The organism is Streptomyces sp. NPDC059895, from assembly GCF_042731035.1.
Lineage (GTDB): Bacteria > Actinomycetota > Actinomycetes > Streptomycetales > Streptomycetaceae > Streptomyces.
On record NZ_JBHWKO010000025.1, the window covers coordinates 25,393 to 48,692 of the forward strand.

Annotated in this window: 20 protein-coding genes and 1 riboswitch; of the genes, 11 read left to right on the forward strand and 9 right to left on the reverse strand. The window is 72.7% G+C overall.

Annotation, left to right across the window (positions count from 1 at the left end; genetic code table 11):
• Window positions 1-16: 16 nt before the first annotated feature.
• On the reverse strand, window positions 17-2,479 hold the full coding sequence (locus ACFV9M_RS25775) for a SpoIIE family protein phosphatase (RefSeq protein WP_385072698.1): 2,463 nt from the start codon (window positions 2,477-2,479) through the stop codon (window positions 17-19).
• 237 nt (window positions 2,480-2,716) lie between these two features.
• Here ACFV9M_RS25775 and ACFV9M_RS25780 point away from each other — a divergent pair, with 237 nt between their 5' ends.
• Window positions 2,717-4,786, forward strand: coding sequence for a SpoIIE family protein phosphatase (locus ACFV9M_RS25780; RefSeq protein ID WP_385072636.1), 2,070 nt, complete (start codon window positions 2,717-2,719; stop codon window positions 4,784-4,786).
• An 80-nt stretch (window positions 4,787-4,866) separates the two neighbouring features.
• On the opposite strand, the gene ACFV9M_RS25785 is transcribed toward ACFV9M_RS25780, so the two are convergent.
• A complete protein-coding gene (locus ACFV9M_RS25785) occupies window positions 4,867-5,022 on the reverse strand; it encodes a hypothetical protein (RefSeq protein ID WP_385072639.1) in 156 nt (51 codons plus the stop codon).
• A gap of 128 nt (window positions 5,023-5,150) precedes the next feature.
• Window positions 5,151-6,935 (reverse strand): bifunctional sugar phosphate isomerase/epimerase/4-hydroxyphenylpyruvate dioxygenase family protein, encoded by a 1,785-nt coding sequence (locus tag ACFV9M_RS25790; protein ID WP_385072641.1) that lies wholly within the window; start codon window positions 6,933-6,935, stop codon window positions 5,151-5,153.
• A gap of 564 nt (window positions 6,936-7,499) precedes the next feature.
• Between ACFV9M_RS25790 and ACFV9M_RS25795 the strand changes: the two genes are divergently transcribed.
• Complete coding sequence (locus ACFV9M_RS25795) at window positions 7,500-8,297, forward strand: IclR family transcriptional regulator (RefSeq protein WP_385072643.1); 798 nt, start codon at window positions 7,500-7,502, stop codon at window positions 8,295-8,297.
• Here ACFV9M_RS25795 and ACFV9M_RS25800 read toward each other — a convergent pair.
• From ACFV9M_RS25800 to ACFV9M_RS25810, 3 genes are all read right to left on the reverse strand, one after another.
• Window positions 8,291-9,085, reverse strand: coding sequence for an ABC transporter ATP-binding protein (locus ACFV9M_RS25800; protein WP_385072701.1), 795 nt, complete (start codon window positions 9,083-9,085; stop codon window positions 8,291-8,293). The genes ACFV9M_RS25795 and ACFV9M_RS25800 overlap by 7 nt on opposite strands.
• A gap of 155 nt (window positions 9,086-9,240) precedes the next feature.
• Entirely contained in the window at window positions 9,241-10,254 is a 1,014-nt protein-coding gene (locus ACFV9M_RS25805; RefSeq protein WP_385072645.1) for a FecCD family ABC transporter permease, read from the reverse strand.
• Window positions 10,251-11,315 carry an ABC transporter substrate-binding protein gene (locus ACFV9M_RS25810; RefSeq protein ID WP_385072648.1) on the reverse strand — a complete coding sequence of 355 codons (1,065 nt, stop codon included), beginning with the start codon at window positions 11,313-11,315 and terminating at the stop codon, window positions 10,251-10,253. Before ACFV9M_RS25810 ends, ACFV9M_RS25805 begins: the two co-directional genes overlap by 4 nt.
• A gap of 55 nt (window positions 11,316-11,370) precedes the next feature.
• A riboswitch (cobalamin riboswitch) is annotated at window positions 11,371-11,584 on the reverse strand.
• 141 nt (window positions 11,585-11,725) lie between these two features.
• Between ACFV9M_RS25810 and ACFV9M_RS25815 the strand changes: the two genes are divergently transcribed.
• Window positions 11,726-12,061 carry a YnfA family protein gene (locus ACFV9M_RS25815; RefSeq protein ID WP_385072649.1) on the forward strand — a complete coding sequence of 112 codons (336 nt, stop codon included), beginning with the start codon at window positions 11,726-11,728 and terminating at the stop codon, window positions 12,059-12,061.
• A 63-nt stretch (window positions 12,062-12,124) separates the two neighbouring features.
• The gene (locus ACFV9M_RS25820) at window positions 12,125-12,391 is read left to right on the forward strand and encodes a hypothetical protein (protein WP_385072652.1); all 267 of its coding nucleotides are present in this window, start codon (window positions 12,125-12,127) and stop codon (window positions 12,389-12,391) included.
• A gap of 115 nt (window positions 12,392-12,506) precedes the next feature.
• Here ACFV9M_RS25820 and ACFV9M_RS25825 read toward each other — a convergent pair whose 3' ends face one another.
• Window positions 12,507-13,304, reverse strand: a complete 798-nt coding sequence (locus ACFV9M_RS25825) for an alpha/beta hydrolase fold domain-containing protein (protein ID WP_385072654.1) — start codon at window positions 13,302-13,304, stop codon at window positions 12,507-12,509.
• A gap of 468 nt (window positions 13,305-13,772) precedes the next feature.
• On the opposite strand from ACFV9M_RS25825, the gene ACFV9M_RS25830 reads away from it, so the two are divergent.
• The 3 genes from ACFV9M_RS25830 to ACFV9M_RS25840 all read left to right on the forward strand — a co-directional run bounded on the left by ACFV9M_RS25830 (window position 13,773) and on the right by ACFV9M_RS25840 (window position 16,843).
• Window positions 13,773-14,573: a GNAT family N-acetyltransferase gene (locus tag ACFV9M_RS25830; RefSeq protein WP_385072657.1), complete on the forward strand. Its 801-nt coding sequence runs from the start codon at window positions 13,773-13,775 to the stop codon at window positions 14,571-14,573.
• A 150-nt stretch (window positions 14,574-14,723) separates the two neighbouring features.
• Window positions 14,724-15,191, forward strand: coding sequence for a DUF3237 domain-containing protein (locus ACFV9M_RS25835; protein WP_385072660.1), 468 nt, complete (start codon window positions 14,724-14,726; stop codon window positions 15,189-15,191).
• A gap of 248 nt (window positions 15,192-15,439) precedes the next feature.
• Window positions 15,440-16,843, forward strand: coding sequence for a glycoside hydrolase family 43 protein (locus tag ACFV9M_RS25840; RefSeq protein WP_385072663.1), 1,404 nt, complete (start codon window positions 15,440-15,442; stop codon window positions 16,841-16,843).
• Window positions 16,844-16,942: 99 nt separating this feature from the next.
• Here the strand turns inward: ACFV9M_RS25840 and ACFV9M_RS25845 are convergent, their stop codons facing one another.
• Window positions 16,943-17,065 carry a hypothetical protein gene (locus ACFV9M_RS25845; RefSeq protein ID WP_385072666.1) on the reverse strand — a complete coding sequence of 41 codons (123 nt, stop codon included), beginning with the start codon at window positions 17,063-17,065 and terminating at the stop codon, window positions 16,943-16,945.
• Window positions 17,066-17,091: 26 nt separating this feature from the next.
• Entirely contained in the window at window positions 17,092-17,445 is a 354-nt protein-coding gene (locus tag ACFV9M_RS25850) for a hypothetical protein (protein WP_385072669.1), read from the reverse strand.
• A 769-nt stretch (window positions 17,446-18,214) separates the two neighbouring features.
• Here ACFV9M_RS25850 and ACFV9M_RS25855 point away from each other — a divergent pair.
• The 4 genes from ACFV9M_RS25855 to ACFV9M_RS25870 all read left to right on the forward strand — a co-directional run bounded on the left by ACFV9M_RS25855 (window position 18,215) and on the right by ACFV9M_RS25870 (window position 23,261).
• Window positions 18,215-19,768, forward strand: coding sequence for a S8 family serine peptidase (locus ACFV9M_RS25855; RefSeq protein ID WP_385072671.1), 1,554 nt, complete (start codon window positions 18,215-18,217; stop codon window positions 19,766-19,768).
• Window positions 19,765-20,085, forward strand: coding sequence for a hypothetical protein (locus tag ACFV9M_RS25860; RefSeq protein ID WP_385072674.1), 321 nt, complete (start codon window positions 19,765-19,767; stop codon window positions 20,083-20,085). Before ACFV9M_RS25855 ends, ACFV9M_RS25860 begins: the two co-directional genes overlap by 4 nt.
• Before the next feature lie 2 nt (window positions 20,086-20,087).
• Window positions 20,088-21,254, forward strand: coding sequence for a M14 family metallopeptidase (locus ACFV9M_RS25865; RefSeq protein WP_385072676.1), 1,167 nt, complete (start codon window positions 20,088-20,090; stop codon window positions 21,252-21,254).
• Window positions 21,255-21,374: 120 nt separating this feature from the next.
• The gene (locus ACFV9M_RS25870; protein WP_385072678.1) at window positions 21,375-23,261 is read left to right on the forward strand and encodes a DNA/RNA non-specific endonuclease; all 1,887 of its coding nucleotides are present in this window, start codon (window positions 21,375-21,377) and stop codon (window positions 23,259-23,261) included.
• The last annotated feature ends 39 nt before the right edge of the window (window positions 23,262-23,300 follow it).

Sequence of the window (23,300 nt, forward strand, 5' to 3'; positions counted from 1 at the left end):
GCACCCGCCGTCACGGTCAGAGGATCTCCTGCTCCGCCCAGATGATCTTCCCGTCGGCCGTGTACCGGGCGCCCCACCGATGGGCGAGCTGCGCCACCAGGAACAGGCCGCGACCCCCCTCGTCCGTGCTGCGGGCGTGCCTCAGGCGCGGGGCGGTGCTGCTGGCGTCGGCGACCTCGCAGGTCAGGTGCCCGTCGCGGAGCAGGCGCAGCCGTACGGGTGGTGCGGCGTGGCGGATGGCGTTGGTGACCAGCTCGCTCACGATGAGCTCCGTTGTCATGGCCAGTTCGTCCAGCCCCCAGGCCGCCACCTGACGGGTGGCGCAGGCCCGGACGTCGCCGACGGCGGCCGGGTCCACGGGCACGTCCCAGCAGGCGATCCGGTCGGCGCCCAGCGCGTGGGTGCGGGCCAGGAGCAGGGCGATGTCGTCGGGTTGCGGCTGGGTCACGAGGTGCCGCACCGCGGAGCAACACAGGCTGTCCAGGTCGGTGTCGGAGCGGGCCAGCACCTCGCCGAGCCGGGCCATGCCCCGCTCGATGTCGCCGTCGCACCCCCGGACGAGCCCGTCCGTGTACAGGCCGATCAGGCTGTCCTCGGCGAGCTCGATCTCGCCGGCCTCGAACGCCATCCCGCCCAGCCCGAGCGGAGGGCCGGCCGGGGGCTCGGGGAACGACACCCGCCCGTCGGGGGCGACGACGACGGGCGGCGGGTGTCCGGCCCGGGCCATCGTGCACCGCCGGGTGGCGGGGTCGTAGACGGCGTACAGACAGGTCGCCCCGAGGAAGGCGGCCGTGGTGCGCCGGGCCGTCTCGTCGTCGGTGCGCTCCGCGCTCAGCCGGAGCACGAGGTCGTCGAGGTGGGCCAGGAGTTCGTCGGGGGGCAGCTCCATGTCGGCGAGGGTCTGCACCGCGGTGCGCAGCCGGCCCATGGTCGCCGCGGCGGTGATGCCGTGCCCCACCACGTCGCCGACGACCAGGCCCACGCGCGCCCCGGACAGGGGGATCACGTCGAACCAGTCGCCGCCCACTCCGCCCGTCGCGTCCGCCGGGAGGTACGAGGAGGCCACCTCCAGCGCGGTGCCGCCGGACAGGGCGTGGGGCAGCAGGCTGCGCTGGAGGGTGACCGCCGCCGAGTGTTCGCGGGTGTAGCGGCGGGCGTTGTCCACGCACAGCGCCGCCCGCGCCACCAGCTCCCGCGCCAGCAGCAGGTCGTCGGGCCGGAACGACACCGGGTTGAGCGACCGTATGAACGTGGTGAGGCCCAGGACGGTGTTCCGTGCCCGCATCGGTACCGAGATGAGGGAGTGCAGCCCGAACTCCCGGATGGTCGCCGCCCGTTCGGGCTGCTCGGTGACCCACAGGGCGTCGGACGCGTCGAGGACGGGCAGCAGGAGCGGCTCGCCGTGGACGAGGAAGTCCGCGTCGTACGGCGGGGGGAGGAAGCCCGCCCGCTCACCGACCCGGGCCACGGCCTCCGGGCAGCCCTCGCGCACCGAGCTCATTCCGGCGCGGCGCAGTACCGGCCGGGCGGGGGCCGGTCCGGCGTCCATCAGCCACGCGCCGTGCCCCTCGGTGCTCAGGACCGCCTCCAGCAGGTCGACGACGACGAAGTCGGCGAAGCGGGGAACGGAGAAGTCGGCGAGTTCCTGGGCGGTGCGCATCACGTCCAGGGTCGTGCCCACGCTGGTGCCGGCCTCGTTGACCAGCGACAGCAGCTGTCGGGCGCTCCACCGCTCGGTGACGTCCAGGACGAGGTAGCAGACACCGGTGACGGCCTCGTCGGCGTCCACCAGGGGGAAGAAGGACATGGAGTAGGCGTGCCGGCGGTGCGGGTCGGCCCAGCTCCACCCGACGAACTCGTAGTCGGTGACGGGGGCCTTGGTGCTCAGGACCGTGCGCATGAGTTCTTCGAGGGCGTCGGTCCGCAGCCCGGGCAGGAGGTCGCTCAGCCGGCGTCCCAGCCGCTGTTCGCGCGGCACTCCGCCGATGCGTTCCAGGGTGTCGTTCACCCACACGAAGCGCAGGTCCCGGTCCATCACCGCCATGCCGACCGGGGAGCGGGTCAGGAAGCCGTCGAGCACGGACCGGCCCACCGTCCACTCCTGCCGCCGTGGGCGCGCCGAGAGCAGGAAGCACTCGTCGTCGCCGATCCGGAAGGACGCGGAGACCCGCAGGTCCACGTCGACGGAGCGGCCGTCGCGGTGCCGCAGCGGGACGAGGCCGCTCCAGCCCAGTCCGGCGCGGCACCGCTGCGCGACGGCGGCCACCCGGGCCGGGTCGTCCGGCATCGCCACCAGGCGGGCCGCGGATCCGCCGACCGTGTCGGACGCCGGGTGGCCGAGGAGTTCCTCGGCGCCCGGCGTCCAGCCCACCACCAGGCCGTCCGCGGACACCACCGCCGCCGCGTCGGTGGACGCGTCGAGGAGGTCGCGCGGTGCCGCGGACGCCGGCCCGCCGGAATCCCGCGACGCGGGTTCCACGGGTGCCGTCCGGTCCGTGCGGGTGCCGTCCTCCACACGACCATGTTCCTGCGTGTCCGGCAGAAGTGCACGATTCCGTCGCATTTCGGAACAACGGGAGGTGTCCTGGCGAACCGTTGCGTTTGGGGACGCCGCCCGTGGGGGGCAGCATGGAGGTACCGGTGGTCGGAATCCGGGTGGGGCGCCGATGCCGGAGGAGGGCACCTTGTCCCGCCGAGCGGTGGAGGTCGATGCCGGATGACAGCCGACGACTCCTTCCGGTCGGACGGTGACGGGTACCGTCCGGAGGGGCCCGCGTCCACCGGTCTGCTGGACGTGCTGAGCGTGGCCGCGATGGTCCTCGACACCGAGGGCCGCATCGTGTTCTGGACTCCGCAGGCGGAGGAGCTGATCGGCTACAGCGCCGAGGAGGCGCTCGGCCAGTACGCGGCCCGGCTGATCATCCACCCCGAGCATCTGAAGGCCGTCGTGAAGCTGTTCACGGAGGTGCTGGAGACGGGCCGGAGCTGGGGCGGCGCCTTCCCCGTCCGGCACAAGGACGGCAGCAGCCGTCTGATGGAGTTCCGCAACATGCGGCTCCAGAACGATCTCGGTGACGTCTACGCCCTGGGCATCGCGGCCGACCACTGCCTGCTCCAGCGGGTGGAGACCGATCTGGCGCTGTGCGAGCGGCTGATCGACCAGTCCCCGATCGGGCTGGCGCTGCTCGACCCCGACCTGCGGTACCTGCTGGTCAACCCGGCGCTGGAGCGCATCGACGGCATCCCCGCCGAGGACCACGTCGGCCGTCTGCTGCGGGAGACCCTGACGCTGTCCGACGTCCAGACCATCGAGTCGGCGCTGCGGCAGGTCCTCACCACCGGCACCCCGCTCCTCGACCAGTACCACGTGGGCCGTCCCCCGGCCGACCCGGACCACGAGCACGCCTGGTCGCTGTCCTTCTACCGGCTGGAGGATCCCGGCGGGCGGGTCCTGGGCGCGGCCCTGTCGGTCGTCGACGTCACCGAACGGCACCGCGCGGCCGCCGAGGCCGACCGGGCCCGGCGCCGCCTCGCGCTCATCGCCGACGCCTCCGCCCGCGTCGGCACCACGCTGGAGGTGGAGGAGACCGCCCGTGAACTGGCCGAGATCGCGGTTCCCCAGCTCGCCGACGTGGTCGCCGTGGACGTCCTCGACTCGGCCCTGGCCTGCCGGCGCCCGCGCCGTCCGGACAACGGCCCCGAGCTCTTCCGTGCCCTCGCGCTCAAGGCGGACCACCCGACGGTGGCCCTGCGCGCCGCCGACCCTCCCGGCGACCTGACGGCCTACGACGGCGACCGCCTGGTCACCCTGTGCGTCCACACCGGCCGGCCGGTCCTGGTGCGCCACGTCGGCGAGCGGGACCTGCCGCGCATCGCCCGGGACGCCGAGGGCGGTTCACTGCTGGCCCGGGCCGGTGTCCACTCCTACCTCGCCGTGCCGTTGATCGCCCATGGCGAGGTGCTCGGCGCCCTCGATCTCAAGCGCACCCGCAACCCGCTGCCGTTCGACGAGGACGACGTCGTGCTGGCCGCCGAGCTGGCCGGGCGTGCCGCCGTGGCCATCGACAACGCCCGCTGGTTCCAGAGCGTGCGCAACACCTCCCTCACCCTGCAGCGCAGCCTGCTGCCCGACCACGCGCCCCGGCACACCGGTCTGGAGCTCGCCTCCCGCTACCAGCCCGCGCAGGCCACCAGCGAGGTCGGCGGCGACTGGTACGACGTGATCCCCCTGACCGGCGACAAGACCGCCCTGGTCGTCGGGGACGTCATGGGCAACGGCATCGACGCCGCCGCCACCATGGGCCGGCTGCGCACCGCCACCTGCGCCTACGCGGACCTCGACCTCGATCCGGCCGCCGTGCTCCAGCACCTGGACAAGATCACCTGCGATCTGGAGCACTACATCGTCACCTGCCTGTACGCCGTGTTCGACCCGCGCACCCGGGAGTGCCGGATCGCCAACGCCGGCCACATGCCGCCCGCGCTGTCCGGGCCCGGCCGTGAACCCCGGCTGCTCGACCTGCCCTCCGGCGCCCCGCTGGGTGTGGGAGGCGTCCCCTTCGAGACGACGACGGTCGTCCTCGACCCCGGCGATCTGCTGGTCCTCTACACCGACGGCCTCGTCGAGACCCGCAGCCATCCCATCGACGACCGCCTCGACACCATGCTCGGGTTCCTCGACGAACCGCACCGGCGGCTGGAGGAGACCTGCGACCTCCTGCTCCACGGCCTGCGCCACCCCGACGACCACGACGACGTCGCCCTGCTCGTCGCCCGGGCCCTGTGATCGGGCCGCCCGGGGCCGCCCACCGGGGACGCGGCGCCGCGCATCGTGCGCCGCGGTCCGGGTTCACCGGTGAGCGGCCGTCACCCTCTGTACGGCGCCGGGGGGAACGACGGGGGGCCCGGAGTGAGGACACGTGCCAGATCGCGGTGGATGCGCTCGGCGTCGCGGCGCACCTGGTCGGGCACGTCTCCCCGCTCGGTGATGAGGCGGGCGTAGATCGGGGTCTCCTGGAACATGACCGGTGACTTCCTCACGGTGCGGGAACGGTGTCCGTGGTCCGGTCCCGGGCGCCGCGTCTGCGGTGGCGGCGGGACCGGTCCACGCCCTACACCTTAAGGATCACCAGTGACACCCTGTGCCCCGGCTACCTCCGCTGGGCGGCGAGGCGGACCGGGGCGTTGGCCGCGCCGTATCCGCCGTAGCCGCCGGAGCGCTGCACGAGTTCGAGGAAGACGTGGCCGACGGTCGCCGTGTAGCAGTGCCGGAACTCGCCGCCGCGCTCGTCGCGGTCGTACAGGATGCCGAGGTCGCGGTACGTCTCCAGTTCGTCCTCGGGGAGCTCGTACCGTGCCTGGAGGTCGTCGTAGTAGTTCGCCGGGATCCGCAGGAGTTCGGCGCCCTCCTCCCGGACGCGGCGCGCCGTGGTCACGATGTCCTCGACGGCGAAGGCCACGTGCTGGGCCCGGCTTCCGCCCGCGTCGTCCGGTCCGGGGGCGAGGTTGAGGACGATCCTGGGTCCGCCGTGCGGGGCGGTGAGGGCGCGGCTGCGGAAGAGGCCGTAGGGGTCGGCGAGGTCGACGGTGTCGTGCGGCCGCAGCCCCAGGACGGCGCGGTGGAAGAGGACCGCCTCGTCGAAGTGGTGCCAGGGCTGGGTGAGGGCGAGGTGGTCGATGCCGGTGATGCCGCCGGCCGGGCTCGGGGCGTCGCGGAGCGGCTCGAAGTCGTCGGTCCAGCTGGGCAGTCCGGGCCGGCCGGTGGCGCAGTGGAGCAGTTCGGTGCCGTCCGGTGCGGCGATGGATTCCAGGGGGACGTCGTGGACCGCGCGCCGCTTGGGGAGCGCGGGCGCGAGGAGGGCCTCGGCGCGCCGTGCCGCGGCCGGCGGGTCGGGGGTCTCCAGTCCGATGGCGGCGAGGGTGGTTCCCGCGCGGCGCGTCGAGGTGCCGGTGTTGACCAGGACGCGGGCGGCGCCCTGCTGCCACAGCTCGACGGGTTTGCCGCGGTGGCGGCCGGTGCGGGCGAAGCCGAGTGCGGTGAGCAGCTCGCCGACGGGCTCGGGGTCGCCGGCGGCCAGTTCCGCGAAGGCCACTCCGGAGGGGACGACGGGGGCGGGCAGGGGGGAGACGCCGGCGTTCTCCTCCAGGGCGAGCAGCGACCGCAGTCCGTCCACCGCCGTACGGCCCGCGTCGGCCTGGCGGAAGACGTCGTTGAAGACCTCGAGGGAGAGCGGGCCGTCGTAGCCGGTGTTCAGGACGTGGCGGACGAGACCGGTGACGTCGAAGCCGCCCTGGCCGGGGAAGCAGCGGTAGTGGCGGCTCCACTGGAGGACGTCCATCGCCATCAGGGGGGCGTCGGCGAGTTGCAGGAAGAAGATCTTCTCGCCGGGGATGTCCTCGATGCCCCGGGGGTCCGAGCCCCGGGAGAGGATGTGGAAGCTGTCCAGGCACACGCCGAGTGCGGGGTGGCCGGCCTGTTCCACGATGCGCCAGGCGTGGTCGTAGGTGCTGACGTGCCGTCCCCACGCGAGCGCCTCGTAGGCGACGCGGATGCCGAAGTCCTGGGCGAGGTCGGCGAGCCGGCCGAGCTGCCGGGCGGCCAGGGAGTCGTCGGCGAGGGTCTGCGGCGAGACGTTCGAGCAGACCAGGACGGTGTCGGCGCCGAGCCTGCGCATCAGGTCGAACTTGTGCCGGGCGCGTCGCAGGTTGCGGTCGAAGACCTCTTCGGGGACGCCCTCGATGTCGCGCATCGGCTGGTAGAGGTCGATGCCCAGGCCGAGGTCGGCGCAGCGGGCGCGGATCTCCTCGGGGGTGAGGGGGGCGGCGACCAGGTCGTTCTCGAAGATCTCGACTCCGTCGAAGCCGGCCCGCGCGGCGGCCGTGAGCTTCTCGGTGAGCGTGCCGCTGAGGCAGACGGTGGCGATCGACTTACGCATGCGTCCTCCCGACGCTGATCCGGGTTCGGCCGGCGCGTCCGGCCGGGCCGGCGCCGGCCCCGCGACCGGCCTCGCGACCGGCCCCGCGACCGGCCCCGCGACCGGCCTCGCGACCGGCCCCGCGACCGGCCGCCGCCGGCCCGTCCGTCGCCGTGAGAACTGCTGCTGTCACTGGAGCTCCAAGCTGACCACTAGGCGGATCGAAAGGTCCACTGTACGGTCACAGTAGAGGAGGGTGGGGCACCGGACAAGGACACTCCGCCCGCGACGGCCCCCGTCGGCCGGTAACGAAGGCAGGCAGCGCGGCCTTTCCCTCCCTTCACCACCGGCGGACTGTCGCTTTCCACCGGCCTGCCGCCCCGGCCGCAGGGGGGAGACCCCGCCGGGAGACTGTCCACTGAGTGGACCACGGAGACCGGTGCACGGCACCAGGAAAGGAGGTGGGGCCGCCCTTCCCGGTTCCGGTACGCCGCTTCCGTCGTTGCGGTTACCGTGGTCCGCAGAGCGGACTGCGGTCATGGCCGGCGGGGTCCGCGACGGGCGGCACGAGCAGGGAGACGACGGGTGGGCGGCGGCGAGACGGCGCGGGCCGAGGACGAGCGGGAGCAGCCGGGCACCGGCGTGCGCAGTGTGCGCCGGGCCGTCGACATCCTCAACCTGCTGAGGGAGGACCGGCCGGTCGTCACCCTGCGCGAGATCACTCAGGCCACGGGGCTGGCGAAGACCACCGCGCTGCGGCTGGTGCAGACCCTGGAGGAGACCGGGCTGCTCGGCTCGCACCCCTCCGGTTACACGGCGGGTCCCGGGCTGTGGCGGTGGGCGTATCTCGCCCGCGGCCAGTGGGAGGTGCCGCGGGAGACCCGCAAGGTGATGCGCGACCTCGCCGACCGGCTCGGCGAGACCGTGAACATCTTCGTCGCCCGTGACGTCCAGCGCGTCTGCGTCGCGCACGAGGAGAGCCCCCACCCCCTGCGCCACGTCGTCGACGTCGGCGACGAACAGCCGCTGTGGGCGGGCGCCTCCTCCAAGGTCCTGCTGCGCGACGCCTCCGACGCCGTTCTGCACCGGGTCGCCCTCGCCTCACCGTACGGCGAGGCGCACACCGACCGGCTGCGCGCCGGGGCGGCCGAGACGGCCCAGCGCGGCTACGCCGTCAGCAGCAGCGAGTTCGACGAGGGGCTCACCGCCGTCGCCGTTGCGGTCACCGGCCGCTCGGGGGCGGTCGTCGCCTCCCTCTCCGTGAGCGGGCCCAGCCACCGCTTCCCGTACGAGGTCGTGGAGCGCTTCGCCGCCGAACTCACCGAAGCCGCCCGCCTCATCTCCGCCCAGGGCTTCAGCCACCCGCTGAGCAGCGGTCACTGACCCCGCCGCGGAGCTTCCCGGGACGGCGGCCGCGGGCCGCGGCGCAGGAAGCGGATCACCGGACGGCCGTGCGCGGTGGTGACCTCGGCGCGGACGCCGTACACCTCCTCGATCAGCTCCTCGGTCAGGACGTCGCCCGGAGTCCCCTCGGCGACCGCGCGTCCCTCCCGGAGCACCAGCAGCCGGTCGGCGTACAGGGCGGCGAGGTTGAGGTCGTGCAGCGCGATCACGGTGGTGACGGGAAGGCCGGCGACGAGGTCCAGCAGATCGAGCTGGTGCTGGATGTCGAGGTGGTTGGTCGGCTCGTCGAGCAGCAGCTCGCGGGGTTCCTGGGCGAGGGCGCGGGCGATCTGGGCGCGCTGGCGTTCGCCGCCGGACAGGGTGTGCCAGGACTGGGCGGCCCGGCCGGCCAGGCCCGTGCGCTCCAGGGCCTCGGTCACGGCCCGCGCGTCCGCCGCCGTGACGGCCGTCCAGGCCCGGCGGTGCGGGATGCGGCCGAGGGCGACGACGTCACGGACGGTCAGCTCGGTCTGCGTGTGGGCGTGCTGTTCGACGGTGGCGATACGGCGGGCGGTGGCGCGGCGGCCGACCTGCGCCAGGGGCCGCCCGTCCAGCGTGACGACCCCGGCCGTGGGGGCGAGGACGCCGGCGAGCAGCCGCAGCAGGGTCGACTTGCCCGACCCGTTGGGACCGATGAGGCCCACCGTCTCGCCGGGGCGGAGGGCGAGGGTCAGGCCGTCGAGGATGATCCGGCCGTCGGCGCGGCGGGTCACGCGGCGCGCGCGCAGACCGGACGCCGTGTCCGGCGCGGTGCCAGTGCCGGCGTCGGCGTCGGCGTCGGCGTCGGCGTGAGCGTGAGCGTCGGCGTCGGCGTCGGCGTCGGCGTCGGCGTCGGCGTCGGCGTCGGCGTCGGCGTCGGCGTCGGCGTCGGCGTGAGCGTCCGTCACGTCTTCCTCCTCCCTCGGTGGAGCACTCCCACGAAGACGGGTACGCCGATCAGGGACGTCACGACGCCCACGGGCACCTCCTGGGGGTCGAGGACGGTACGGGCGGCCGTGTCCACCCAGACCAGGAAGACGGCCCCGGCCAGCGCGGTGACCGGCAGCAGACGGGCATGGCCGGAGCCGGTGAGGGCGCGCGTCGCGTGCGGGAGGACCAGGCCGACGAAGCCGATCGCCCCGGCGCAGCTGACCAGGACGGCGGTGAGCAGCGCGGTCGCGCACAGCAGGACCAGCCGGGCGCGGCCGACGCGGACGCCGAGCGAGGCCGCGGCCTCCTCGCCGAAGGCGAACGCGTCCAGGGTGCGGGCGTGTCCGAGGCAGACCCCGAGTACGGCCGCCAGGACGCCCGCGCACAGCAGCACGTCGGTCCAGTCGGCGCCGGCGAGCGAGCCGAGCAGCCAGAACAGCACGCCCCGGGTGGTCTCGGCGTCGGCCGAGGTGAGCACGGTGAAGGAGGTCAGCGCGGAGAACAGCTGCATCGCGGCGACGCCGGAGAGGACGACGCGGTCGGTGCTGCCGCCGAGGCTGTGGCTCAGCAGGAGGACGAGTCCGAAGGACACCAGCGCCCCGGCGAACGCGCCCCCCGACAGGGACACCGCGCCACCGCCCACGCCGAGCACGACCACGGCGACCGCGCCGGTGGAGGCCCCCGAGGACACCCCCAGCACGAAGGGATCCGCCAGCGGGTTGCGCAGCAGCGACTGCATCACCGCCCCGCACAGCGCGAGCCCCGCCCCGCAGACGGCGGCGAGCACGGTCCGGGGCATCCGCAGGTTCCAGACGATGCCGTCGCGCAGCGGGGCCAGCCGGCTCTCCCCCGCCCCGAGCCGGGCGGCGACCGACGCCCACACGTCCGAGGTGGAGATGTCGGCCGGGCCGATCGTCACGGCGACGGCGATGGAGACGGCGAGGAGGAGCAGGCCGCCGGCCGTCACGAGCGTGTCGCGGAGCCTCACCCGGCGAGCCCGAACGAGCGCAGTCCGGCGGCGACCTGTTCGATGCCCTCGACCGTGCGGATGGACGGGTTCATGGCCTGGCCGCTGAGCAGGACGTACCGCTTCTTCTTCACGGCGGTGAGGTTGCGGGTGACGGCGTTGGTCTCCAGGAAGCGGATCTTGGCCTCGGCGGTCTCCGCCGTCTGCGACTCGCGGGTCAGGTCGCCCAGGACGATGACGTCGGGGTCGCGGTCGGCGACCGTCTCCCAGTTGATCTGCGGCCACTCGTCGTGGGTGTCGGAGAAGGCGTTCTCGGCGCCGACGGCCCGGGTGATGGCGCCGGGGGCGCCGCAGCAGCCGGCGAGGTACGGCGACTCGGAGTTGGCGAACCAGTACATGAGGGAGACGCCGGAGGCGTCCAGTCCGGCGGTGGCCTCGCGCACCCGGCCCTGGAGGCGCGCCACGAGCTTCTCGCCGCGCGCCTCGACGTCGAAGGCGCGGGCCAGGTCGCGTATCTCGCCGTACACGGCGTCGAGGGTGAGCGGCTCGCTGCGGGAGCCGTCGCCGCCGCTGTCGTTGTCCTTGCCCTCGGAGCAGTCGGACGGCGAGACGTACGTGGGCACTCCCAGCTTCTCGAACTGCTCACGCGTGGCGACGCCGCCCGTGCCGAGGGTGGAGACGAACGAGGCGGTGACGAAGTCCGGCTCGGCGTCCAGCACCTTCTCGAAGGACGGGTTGTCGTCGGCCAGCCGCGGCACGGACGCGTTGGCCTTCTCCAGCCCCTTCATCACCGGATCGGTCCAGGTGGCGGTGGCGGCCATGCGGTCCTGGAGGCCGAGGGAGAGCAGGATCTCGGTGGTGCCCTGGTTGAGGGAGACGGCCCGCCGGGGTGCCGACTCCAGCGTGACCCGGTGACCGCAGTCGACGATCGTGCGCGGGTAACCGGCGGCGGCCTGCCCGCTGTCGGCGCTGTCACCACCGGAGCCGCCGGAGCCGCCGCAGGCGGTGAGCAGGAGGGCGGGGGCGAGCAGGAGGGCCGCGGTGCGCGGGGCGCGCGGCGGGGTGGAACGGAGCACGGGCATGCCTCGGTTGTCGGGGCTCGTACGCGGAGCCTGGCCTGCGGACGTCCTCCACGCCCTGGGGTGTGGAGGTGCCAGCAGGTCTTCGGACTCGGGTTCGTCCGCGCGGGGCGCCTTCCCGGTTCGGTGCCGCACCGGCCCGCCGGCCGGCCCGTCCCCCTCCCAGTGGCATGTGTGCCCCGCCCGTCCCCCTCACCGCTGCGCGTCAGTTCCGGATTCGCACCGGATTCCCTGGCCTCGGATGTGGCTCGACTGGCCTCGGCAGGCTATCAAGCCGCCGGTCCGTCCAGGTCACGGCATGGGGGGCCAGGGTCACGGCATGGGGGAGGAAGTCCGGGCGGCAGGCTCGTGCCCGTACCGCCTCCCCCCACTGCCGAAGATCGCGGCAGAGGCCCGGCCGATAGGGTCGCTCCATGACCGTCGCCCGTTCCGTCGCCCTGTTCGTCGCCGCCGCCCTGTTCGAGATCGGCGGGGCCTGGCTCGTCTGGCAGGGCGTCCGCGAGCACAAGGGCTGGGTCTGGGCCGGGGCGGGCGTGATCGCGCTGGGCCTGTACGGCGTCGTGGCCACCTTCCAGACCGACGACGATTTCGGCCGTGTCCTCGCCGCCTACGGCGGCGTCTTCGTCGCCGGGTCGATCGCCTGGGGCGTGATCGCCGACGGCTACCGTCCCGACCGCTACGACGTCGCCGGCGCCCTGGTCTGCCTCGCCGGCATGGCCGTGATCATGTACGCGCCGCGGGGGCAGTGAGCCGGCGCCGTCTTCAGCCGGGTGGGCGGCGTACGGCCGCGCGGCCCCGGGCACACGTCTGCGGTGATCACGGCTGATTTCCTCTTCACCCTGTTCGGGGCGGGCGCGCTCGCGGCGGCGGTGCTGCCGCGGCTCGTCGCCGGGCGCCCGCTGGCCGACGAGCTGTGGGCCGTGGTGGCCTTCACCGTCCTCGCCTCCGTCGTGCTGCACGGCGTCACCGCCTCGCCCGTCATCTCGCGCCTGGACCGGCTGCGGCTGCTCCGGGCCCGGCGCGATCCGCACACCGGGCCCGAGCCGAACCAGGACGACGTGGCGAACGAGCGCCTGTGAGCGCCGAAGAGGCAGAAGGGGCAGAAGGGGTGCCCCACCGGGTCGAACAGGCCGCCCGGGTCCTCCCGGAGAAGGAGGACCCGGGGTACTGGGGTGGGTACGACACCGGGCCCCGTCAGCCGGAGAGCACGCTCGCGAAGAAGTCGAGCGACCGGTCGACCTCCTTGAGGGAGGGGCCGCGGTTCAGGTGGCCGTGCGTCATGCCCGCCGCGAGGTACGTCCGGACCGGGACACCGCACTCGTCCAGTTGCCGGGCGAGCAGGTCGCCGGACGGCCGGAGGTCGTCGAACCCGGAGAGGACGACACCGGTCGGGGGCAGGTCGTTCAGGTTCGCCGCCCCGGGCATCGCGTCCGCCGGCAGGGCGGTCAGTCGGCCGACGCAGTTGCGTACCATGCCCTCGATCGAATCGGTGGTGAACCGCAGGAGCGACGGCAGGTCCCGCATCCCCGCCGCCGTCTCGTCGTCCAGGGCCGGGGTCGGGAAGTGGACGAAGGGATAGGCGAGCAGCAGGGCGTCCGGGCGGGGTTCGTCCCGGTCGCGCAGCCGGATCGCCGTGGACAGGGCGAGGGCGGCACCCGCACTCGCGCCGCCCAGGCCGACGGGGCCGTGCTGCGTCCGGCCGGTTCCGGTGAGCCAGAGCCACGCGGCGTGCGCGTCGTCGACGGGAACGGGATAGCGCGTGCCGTCCACCGCCAGCCGGTACCCGACGGAGACCACCAGGGCCCCGGCGCGGGCGGCGAGCTCGGCGGACACCGTGTGCGCTTCCTTCATGTCGAGATCGCCGGCCGCGAACCCGCCGCCGTGCAGCCACAGCAGCGCGCGGCGGGGCGTGTCGCGCGGGGTGCAGATCCGGACGGGCACCTCGCCGTGGGGTCCGGGGACCGTGCGGTCCTCGGCCGCGACGTCCGGCATGCTCCACACGCCGGGATCGCCGTAGTACTCCTCGAGCCGGGTCCTCGCCTCCGGGTCGGACGCGGCGTCCTCCCGGCTGAGGCCGTCGAGCAGGTGCGTCTTCCCGGCGAGGAAGGGAGCTATCGGCGTGGGCGCTCCCAGGGTGTCGGGTCGGTGGTGCGGGTGGCGAGCCCCGGGGTGGGCGCGGTCGTCGGGCGAGGGCGCCGGTCCCGGGGCTCCTTGCCGGGACCAGTGTGATCGCTCGACGCCGCGCGGGGGGCGACGGGCGGAGGACAGCGGGCGGAGGACAGCGGGACAGCGGACGCGGCGGCCGTCGGGATCAAGGCGCCGCAGGCCTCGGGTTTCGGTTCTCGGTCAGCGGGGAGTCCGCCCCCGCAGGAAGGCACTCGGGCAGGCGTGAACCCTGGACCGGTGACGTTCGTTACTCCTCGGAGGCATCTGCACATTCGACGGCTTGAGGGGTTGTCCATGACGGGTCTCACGGAATCGATCGAATCGATGGAACAGCTCGCCACGGTCTGGCGTGCCCTGGTCCTCGACCGGGAACCGCGCGCGGACGTGCGGGACCTGCCGGGCGTCGCCGTGCGCTGGGCCGACTGCCGGTTCGCGTTCTGGAACTGCGTCACGCTGACCGAGGTGGGGGCGGACGCGGCGCTCCTGGAACAGCGGCTGACGCAGGCGGCGGACATCATGCGCGCGAAGAAGCACCCGGGCTTCCTGTGGCTCTTCGAGGACCTCCTCGACGGCGGGGCACGCGCGGGGCTGGCGGAGGCGGCCGAACGGGCCGGTCTCCAGCTTGCCTTCGCCGGCACCGGCATGGCCGGGAACCTGCTCCCCGTCCCCGACCCGGTCCACCCGGACCTGACGTTCGTGCGGGTCAGCACCGACGAACACCTGCGGGCCTACGCGGACATCAACGCGCGCGCCTACGGCTTCCCGCTGGAGGACGGCCGCGACGGGCTCGTCGGATCCGCGCTGTGGAAGACCGACGTGCACGCCTACCTCGGCCTGCGGGACGGTGTTCCGGTGACGTGCGCCGGAACGCTGGAGGCGCAGGGCCGCCTCTTCGTCGTGCTCGTCGCCACGGATCCCGCGTGGGAGCGCAGGGGCTACGGCGAGGCGGTGACCCGGAAGGCGCTGTACGAAGGCGCCCGGGCGACCGGGCTGACCCGCGCCACCCTGCACGCGACCGCCGCCGGGGCACCCGTGTACCCCCGCATCGGCTTCGAGCCGAACTCACCGGTGCACTTCTACGGCCTGAAGAGCTGACCCTCGATCAGCGGGCGCGGCCTCCGTGCCCCGGCGCGTCACCGGTGCCGTAGCGCCCGGTATCGTGCATCGACTTCGCGGACCTGCATCCCCGGACCGCTCCGGCGCCCCGACCGCGCCGGGGCGTGTCCCCGAGCACGGGAGTACGGCATGGCGCACGCCCCCACCACCCGGCACGCCTTCACCCTGGAAGTGGAACTGGCTCCTCCGATCGACGTGGGCGAGACCCCGCACGGCCGGCGCCGGGTGATCCCCATCACGGGCGGCACGTTCAGCGGGCCGGACGCCTCCGGCCAGGTCCTCCCGGGCGGCGCCGACTGGAACCTCGTCCGCCCGGACGGCGTCACCCACCTGTGGGCGCGCTACACCCTGCGCACCGACGACGGTCACCACCTCATGGTCACCAACGAGGGCTGGGGCACCCGGGAGGAGGCGTCCGTGCGGCGGATCCCGGCGGGCGGCGAAGGGGAGCCGGACGGCTGGTACTGCCGCACCAACCCACGCTTCGAGGTGGGCCAGGGGCCCTACGCGTGGATGAACCACACCCTGTTCATCGGCGACCTGCGTCCCCCGGTCGGCCGCGACCGCGTGACCATCGTCATCCACCGCGTGACCTGAGGACCGGCGCCCCGGCCCGTCCACACCACACGCGCCCCGGCGGCGACGACGCGGGGGAGGTCTCGCCGGAGATATTGACGTGCTCCGGACAGGGCTTTACCTTCTGACCGCCTCACCGAACCATGTTCGACATGTCGGCCAGGTGGAAGGTGCCGAGCCGCCGCCCCTATCCGACGGTCCGCTCGTCGGCCACCGCTCGCCCGTCCGCCGCCGTTCGCTCACCCGACCCGCACACACCCGGAGAGCCGATGAGCGCACCACCCCGCCCCCACGCCATGCCGTCGCGCCGACTGTTCCTCGGCGCCGCCGCGGCCGGCTCGCTGGCCCTGGCCGCCGACCTGACCCTGGGCGCCCGCCCCGCACACGCCGCCGACTCCGCCTACGTCATGGGCTACTTCACCGAGTCCCCCAACGGCATCGGCACCGACTACGGCCTGCACCTCGCCGTCAGCACGGACTCCCTCAACTGGATGCCGCTGAACCAGAACAACCCCGTGGTCACCCCCACCGCCGGGGCCGGCGGGCTGCGCGACCCGTTCATCCTGCGCAAGCAGGACGGCACCTTCGTCGTGCTCGCCACCGACCTCAAGGGCACCGACTGGGCCTACAACAGCCAGTACATCCACGTCTGGGACTCCACCGACCTGCGCACCTTCACCAACTACCGCCGCCCCGAGCTGCACGACATGGTCACCCACAGCTGGGCCCCCGAAGCCTCCTGGGACGCCTCACGCGGCCAGTACGCCATCATCTACTCGTCCGTGAACTCCAGCGGCCACAACGTCCTCATGGTCAACCACACCACCGACTTCACGACCGTCTCCGCCCCCCAGGTCTTCTTCGACCCCGGCTACGACGTCATCGACGGCGACATGGCCGTGGGCGTCAACGGCGTCAACTACCTCTACTTCAAGAGCAGCAGCACCGGCGGCCTGGTCGGCGCCCGGTCCACCTCACTGAACCCCGGCAGCTTCACGCCTTTCAGCACCTCGGTCGCCCACGGCGGCACCGAGGCCCCCACCCTGGTGAAGTCCCTGACCTCGAACACCTGGTACCTGTGGGGAGACACCTACACCCCCAACGGCGTCTTCTACGCCTGGCAGACCACCGACCTCGCCGCCGGCACCTGGACCCCGGTCGACCAGAAGCTCTACACCCACCCGGTCAACGCCAAGCACTGCACCATCGCCCCGATCACCAGCGCCCAGTACACAGGCCTCGTCACCCGCTGGGGCGCACCCGCCTGGAACCGGCTCAAGTCGTACAACCACCCGGACCGCTACGTACGCCACGCCGACTTCACCGCACGGATCGACACCTATCCGTTCGACCCGTACACCGACTCCCAGTGGAAGCTCGTCCCCGGCCTGGCCGACTCCTCCGCCGTCTCCTTCCAGTCGGTCAACTACCCCACCCGCTACCTGCGGCACTACGACTACCAGCTCCGCCTCGACGTGAACGACAGCACCACCACCTTCGCCCAGGACGCCACCTTCCACCGGGTCAACGGCCTGGCCGACGCCTCCTGGGCCTCCTTCCGGTCCCACAACCAGCCCACCCGCTACATCCGGCACTCCGCCTACGCCCTGCGCGTCGACCCGATCTCGACCGCCACGGACCGGGCCGACGCCACCTTCTCGGTCGGCTACTGACGTGGCCTGCCTGCGGCACACAGGCATCCCGCCGTACGTGGTGCGACGCGCGCTCGTCCGGCCCGGCGGCGCCGTGGCCGGGCCGGACGGCCGCCGTGATCAGTGGCGCGTGCTGGTGACGCGGTAGGTGCCGGACGGCAGCAGGAAGGAGGCCCGGCCGCCCTCGAAGCCGAGGAACCGCACGCCCGCCACGTGGCTCAGCGGGGTGCGGCCCTCGGTCACGGAGGACGCGTCCCGTGCGGGCAGGCTCAGGGTCGCCGTGGGCCGCGTTCCGTGGCGAGCTGGAGCAGCAGCGGCATGCCGATCCGTTCGGAGCCGTCGGACCAGTCGGCCCAGCCGTTGGTCGCCTGGGTCAGCCCCGTGCGGGTGTCGACGGGCACGAAGGCGTGGGCCAGCACACCGGGACGCTCCCGTGCCACCGGGTGGCGCACGATGTAGGCCACCCGGCGCCGCACGTCCTCTTCCAGCGGCAGGTGGAAGAGGACCTCGGTGCGAGCCCCGTCGCCGAGATCGAGGGAGTACGTGCCGTGCCGGGCGGCCGTCACCCGGTGGCGGCCGGCGCCGTCGCGTTCGACGGTGACGCCGGAATCCGGGCTGCTCACCGCGGGAGCCGTGACGACGATCGGCTGCCCGAGCTCGCTGCTGTAGGCGGAGAGGCGGGCGGGCGGGCGGGCGCGCGGGTCGCGGTCAGGAAGTCGGCGGCCGACGGGTACCAGCCCATCCTGCGACCCGCACGGTCCACCGGGGGCGGAGGCCGAATGACACCGCCGTCGGCCGCCGCCGGCCGCCGCCGCTGGTCAGGATGTGTCCGTGGTGCGACACATGCCCATACATACCGAATAACACATGCCCATGCATACCGAATCCGGCACAGCTCGATGAATTCGAGAATTGGCACGGCTTGAGAATTGGACCCGTTCATCACAGGTTTCCCTCGGCCTGTCGAAACGCGCAGCCCTGCCGGACGGTTCGCCAATTCGTTCACCTGACAACATGTGAAAGCGAAACCGAGCAGCGGTCGTCGCAGAGGAATTGCCGGATTGCGCGGGGCACGTGGCTGACGCCTTTTCACCGGCATCCGGCCGCACATGGCCGGCGACGGCTGGGACCGCCGATCAGCCAGCAGGGCCACCCGGTGATCCCACCGACCCTTTCGGCGAGTTGGACTCGTCACGGACATACGCGAGGAACGAAGTTGCCGCGCGACGAGGGAGCGAGGAAACTGAAAGAAGACGAGGGAACGAGGGCACTGAAAGAGGGTGAGGGGGCGGGGAAAAAGGACGAGGGAGGGGAATTCTCCCCAGGCTGTGGGCCCCGGGCCGTGTCGGCACCGGCCATGGAGTCCGCGCCGACACGGAAGAGGCAAGTGCAATGTCGCGGCAGTACTACCAGCGCGGCCGTCTCGTCGAGGCTGAAGAGATCGACGACGTCGTCGCGGTCAGGATGGGCCCGGACACCTCCGCCGACTCCGCCTCCGAGATGGAGACGGAACTGGGCGGCAGCGCCCGTGGTGAGATACGCGAGGCCGGCGTGGACGACGAGACGACCGAGGCTTTCGCCCGCGCGAGCTGGGTGTTCGTCAGACCGAACCAGCGGACCCGCGAGGCGTTCACCACCGGTGGGGCGATTCCCGGGGCCGAGGCGACCGGCAAGGTCATCCGGCGGCCCGACGGCAGGATCGGTATCGCGACCGACGCGTTGACCGTCCGGCTCGATCCGGCGCTCTCACAGGAGGAGGCCGAGCGCGAGCTCGAGGCGGCCGGCCTGGCCGTCGTCGACAAGCTCGGGTTCGCTTCGAACCTGTACGAGGTGCGTGCCCCGGCGGCACAGGACGCCCTCGCGGCCTCGGTCGAGCTCCACGGCAACGACCGCTTCCTCTTCGCCGAACCGTCGTTCATCGAACACGTCCCCGCCCGTTTCAGGCCCACCGGCGCCCGGTACCCCCAGCAGTGGCAGTGGAGGAACACCGGTGCCGGCGGCGGCACCCCGGACGCCGACGTCCACATCGAGCAGGCCTGGGACCGTACCTTCGGAGCCGGAATCCGGGTCGCCGTCATCGACAACGGCTTCGACGCGGACCATCCGGACCTCGCCGCCGGGGTGGACCCCCTGTCGGGCTTCTTCACCGGCGGTGCGGGCGGCGCGGTCTTCGTCCAGGGCGCCTCGGGGATGCCCGACAGCGATCACGGCACCTTCTGCGCCGGCATGATCGGGGCCCGGCTCGGCAACGGGGCGGGCGGAACGGGGGCGGCCCCCGAGTGCAGCATGATGCTGCTGGCGTGCCTGCCGGACCAGGTCGGCACCCAGACGACGCTCGCCCGCGCCGTGGCGTACGCGGCCGCCCCCTCCACCGAGGTCCCCGGGACCGGCCCCGAAGGCGGGGCGGACATCCTGGCGTGCAGCCTGGGACCGAACGGCGCCGACTGGGACCTGACCAGCACGATGGACCTCGCTCTGGAATTCGCCGCCACGAACGGCCGCCAAGGCAGGGGGCTCGCAATCTTCTGGGCGGCGAGCAACGGCAGGAACGTCGACGTCGGCAAGGACGAGGTGGTCTCCCATCCGGATGTGATCGCCGTGGTGCGGTCGACCAACAAGGACCGGGAGGACAACGCGGCACGCGGCCCGGACGTCGAACTGATCGCCCCCGGCGTCAACGTCCTCAGCACCACCTCCGGGGGCGGCTACGGAACCAGCACCGGCACCAGCTTCGCCGCCCCCTGCGCGGCCGGGTGCGCGGCACTGGCGCTGTCGACGAGCCCCCACCTCACGCGCGACCAACTGCGTGAGGTGATGCACGAGTCGGCCGACAAGATCGGAGGACCGGAAGTCCAGTACGACGCGGCCGGTCACAACGACGACTACGGCTTCGGCCGGGTGAACGCCTCCGAGGCCGTCGCGCTCGCCGACGGGATGAGGCCATGAACGAGGAACCCGCCGTCTTCCGCTGCCATGTCGTCGCCGAGAACGCCGAAGCGCTCAGGAAGTTCGTCCACGAGACGCGGCCCGACGTCGGCTGCCGTGCCGTCGCGCGCGCCGGCCGGGCAGGCGTCGGACTGGATCTCTACTTCCGCCAGGACCAGCTCGACCGGGCCAGAGGGGCCCGGTCGGCACCGCTGGTGAGCATCACCGAGATCGAGAACGTCACGGAGAACTGGCGCGCCCGGAAGGAAGAGATCGGCGACGGCGACCGCTTCGCCGACCGGGACGCCGTACCGCACGGTCTCGGCCGGAAGGAGTGACCGTGTATCTCAACGTGGCCGAGATCGAATCGGCGATCACCAGCTTGGGCAGCGTGTACCCCGATACGACGGAGATCATCACCCCGCCCCACACCACCCACGAGGGCCGGACGACACGGCTGTTGCGGGTCGGTGCGCGGCGGAGCGACGAGGCTCCCGGGATCCTGCTGCTGGGCGGGGTCCACGCCCGGGAATGGGTGCCGCCCGACGCGCTGATCTCGCTGGCCGCGGACCTGCTCGAGGCACACGGCTCGGCCACCGGACTCGGCTACGGGTCGTCGTCGTTCACGGCGGCCCAGGTCGCGCGGGTGGTGGAGAACCTCGATCTGTTCTTCTTCCCGTGCGTCAACCCCGACGGCCGGGCCTTCAGCCAGACCACGTCCGCGATGTGGCGGAAGAACCGCCGGCCGGCGCCCGCCGGGTCCACGAGTCCGTCGTGCGCGGGGGTGGACCTCAACCGGAACTTCGACTTCCTCTGGGATCACACCGCGAAGTTCGCCCCCGACGCGGACGTCCACACATCGGACAACCCCTGCGATCCGCAGGTCTACCGAGGGCCTGCCGCCGCGTCCGAGCCGGAGACCCGCAACGTCGTCTGGGCCCTCGACAGCCACCCGCGGATCCGGTGGATGGTCGACGTCCACAGCGCGGTCCCGGTGATCCTGCACAACTGGGGCTCCGACCAGAACCAGTCCACCACCCCGACCGACAATTTCCGCAACCCCCGTCTCGACGCGGTGCGAGGGCGCCCGGGCGACGGCATCGGCGAGTTCATCCCCGAACGGGACCTGAGGATCGCGGTCGAACTGGCCGATCGGATGAACGACGCGGCACGAGCGGTACGCGACGTCGACTACGGCGTGGAAGCGGCGTACGGGCTGTACCCCACCTCGGGGACGAGCGACGACTACGCGTACGGCCGGCACCACGTCGACCCGACCGCCACGAAGGTGTTCGGCTACACGATCGAGTGCGGAGACACCTTCCAACCGGTGTTCAGCGAGGCCGAACAGGTCATCCGCGAAGTCTCGGCGGCGCTGCTGGCGCTCGCGCTCGACGCTCCCGACGTCACGGACGGCGCGACGGACGGCTCCGTGGAGCGATCGCGGGACGGCAGGACCGCTCCCGGGCAGGCGGCCGGCGCCACCGCTCTCGCGCACGACATGTGAACAACGCGGCTGCCGGGCCGTCCGCCGGCGGCGGCTGCCGAAGCGGCCACTGCCGGACGCGGCCCGGGCCGTCGGCGTGCCTCCCGTACGCCGCCTCTCTGGCGAAGGGACAACCCAGTCATGGCCACCAACTCCAAGAAGAAGACCACGTCGGCGAAGACCACCACGTCGGCCAGGAACGCTGCGTCCACCGGGGACGAACTGATCGCCTCGCTGCGGCGCTACATCCGCACCCGTGGACCCGAACTGCTGGAGGATCCGAACATCACCTCGGTGGGAATCGGCCACAAGGTCACCGCGGGCCGGCGCGGCGAGCAGGTCGCGCTCCAGTTCACGGTGGGCAGCAAGGTCGAACCGGAGGCGCTGGAGGGCCTGGACACCGCACCGATCCCCGAGACGGTCACGGTCGACGGGGTCGAGGTGCCCACCGACGTCATCGAACGCAGCTACAAACCGCAGTTCCGCACCGTCGCCGAGGTGGAGAGCCCGGCACGCAAGACGCGCCTGGACCCGATCGCGCCCGGGGTGAGCGTCGGGGCGGTGACGGTCTCGGCGGGCACGCTCGGCTGCATCGTGTTCGACAAGGCCGACGGCACCCCCTACGTGCTCAGCAACTGGCATGTGCTGCAAGGTCCCCGCGGCGAACTGGGCGTGGAGGTCGTCCAGCCCGGCCGGCACGACGACAACCGCGTCCGCCGCAACCGCCTGGGCGTGCTGGAGAGGTCCCATCTGGGTGTGGCGGGCGACTGCGCGATCGCCGGCATCGAGGACCGTGCCTTCGTCCAGGACATCCTGGAGTTGGGCGTGGCGCCGACCGAGCTCGGAGAGCCCGAGCTCGACGACAAGGTCGTCAAGAGCGCGCGCACCACCGGCGTCACCCACGGCATCGTCCGCCGCATCGACACCATCGCCAAGCTCGACTACGGCGGGCAGGTCGGCGTCAAGGCCATCGGCTGCTTCGAGATCGGCCCCGACCCCGACCGCCTGCCCGACAACGGGGAGATCAGCAGCGGCGGCGACTCCGGGGGCGTATGGCTGTTCGAACAGGACGGCCGCCCTGGCGCGGTCATGGCCGGGCTGCACTTCGGTGGTGAGGCCGCGGGCGAGCCGGACGAGCACGCACTGGCCTGCCTGCCGGCCTCGGTGTTCGAGAAACTCGAGATCAGCCTGACACCGCCGGCCGCGGAAGACGTCCGGACCCTCGCCGGGTACGACCCCGACTTCCTCGGCGAGCTGATCGACGTACCGGAGCTGGACCCGGACCTCGCCCGGGACGCGGTCCGTCTCGACGGTTCCGAGATCATCCCCTACACGCACTTCTCGCTCGCCCTGAGCAAAGAGCGGCGCTTCCCCTTCTGGGTGGGCTGGAACATCAACGGTGGCACCCTGAAGAAGCTCAGCCGCAACGGCATACCGTTCGTCAAGGACTCGCGGCTGCCCGCCACGGCGCAGGTGGGCAACGAGCTGTACGAGAACAACCGGCTCGACCGCGGGCACGTCGCCCGCCGCGCCGATCTGCTGTGGGGCAGTCTGCCGGAAGCCGGGAAGGCCAACACGGACTCCTTCTTCTACACCAACATCACCCCGCAGATGGACGACTTCAACCAGAGTTCGCAGCAGGGGGTGTGGGGCCGGCTGGAGGACGCCGTCTTCGACGACACCGATGTCGACGACCTCAAGGTCAGCCTGTTCGGCGGGCCGGTCTTCCAGGACGACGACCGGACCTTCCGCGGGGTGCGGATCCCCCGCGAGTTCTGGAAGGTCATCGTCTTCTCCGAACACGGCGAACTGAAGGCCAGGGGGTTCCTCCTCACCCAGAACCTCGACCAGCTCGAGACTCTCGAACTGGACGAGTTCCGCGTCTTCCAGGTCACCCTCGGCGAACTCGAGAACCGCACCGCGCTCAGCTTCCCGGCCGTCCTGCACAAGGCTGACACGCTCCAGGTCCCCGAATCCGTCGCCGACCGGACGCCCTTGGAGAGCCCGGCCGACATCCAGTGGGGCTGACCCACCGAGTGCGAGGGCTCTCCGGACGGCCCGGGCGGC

Bases quoted from the DNA above. Each gene is read 5' to 3' on its own strand.
- ACFV9M_RS25780 (WP_385072636.1), top strand. From the start codon at position 2,717: ATGACAGCCGACGACTCCTTCCGGTCGGACGGTGACGGGTACCGTCCG.
- ACFV9M_RS25835 (WP_385072660.1), top strand. From the start codon at position 14,724: ATGGCGCACGCCCCCACCACCCGGCACGCCTTCACCCTGGAAGTGGAA.
- ACFV9M_RS25855 (WP_385072671.1), top strand. From the start codon at position 18,215: ATGTCGCGGCAGTACTACCAGCGCGGCCGTCTCGTCGAGGCTGAAGAG.
- ACFV9M_RS25815 (WP_385072649.1), top strand. From the start codon at position 11,726: ATGACCGTCGCCCGTTCCGTCGCCCTGTTCGTCGCCGCCGCCCTGTTC.
- ACFV9M_RS25860 (WP_385072674.1), top strand. From the start codon at position 19,765: ATGAACGAGGAACCCGCCGTCTTCCGCTGCCATGTCGTCGCCGAGAAC.
- ACFV9M_RS25825 (WP_385072654.1), bottom strand. From the start codon at position 13,304: ATGCCGGACGTCGCGGCCGAGGACCGCACGGTCCCCGGACCCCACGGC.
- ACFV9M_RS25785 (WP_385072639.1), bottom strand. From the start codon at position 5,022: ATGTTCCAGGAGACCCCGATCTACGCCCGCCTCATCACCGAGCGGGGA.
- ACFV9M_RS25870 (WP_385072678.1), top strand. From the start codon at position 21,375: ATGGCCACCAACTCCAAGAAGAAGACCACGTCGGCGAAGACCACCACG.
- ACFV9M_RS25790 (WP_385072641.1), bottom strand. From the start codon at position 6,935: ATGCGTAAGTCGATCGCCACCGTCTGCCTCAGCGGCACGCTCACCGAG.
- ACFV9M_RS25840 (WP_385072663.1), top strand. From the start codon at position 15,440: ATGAGCGCACCACCCCGCCCCCACGCCATGCCGTCGCGCCGACTGTTC.
- ACFV9M_RS25810 (WP_385072648.1), bottom strand. From the start codon at position 11,315: ATGCCCGTGCTCCGTTCCACCCCGCCGCGCGCCCCGCGCACCGCGGCC.
- ACFV9M_RS25830 (WP_385072657.1), top strand. From the start codon at position 13,773: ATGACGGGTCTCACGGAATCGATCGAATCGATGGAACAGCTCGCCACG.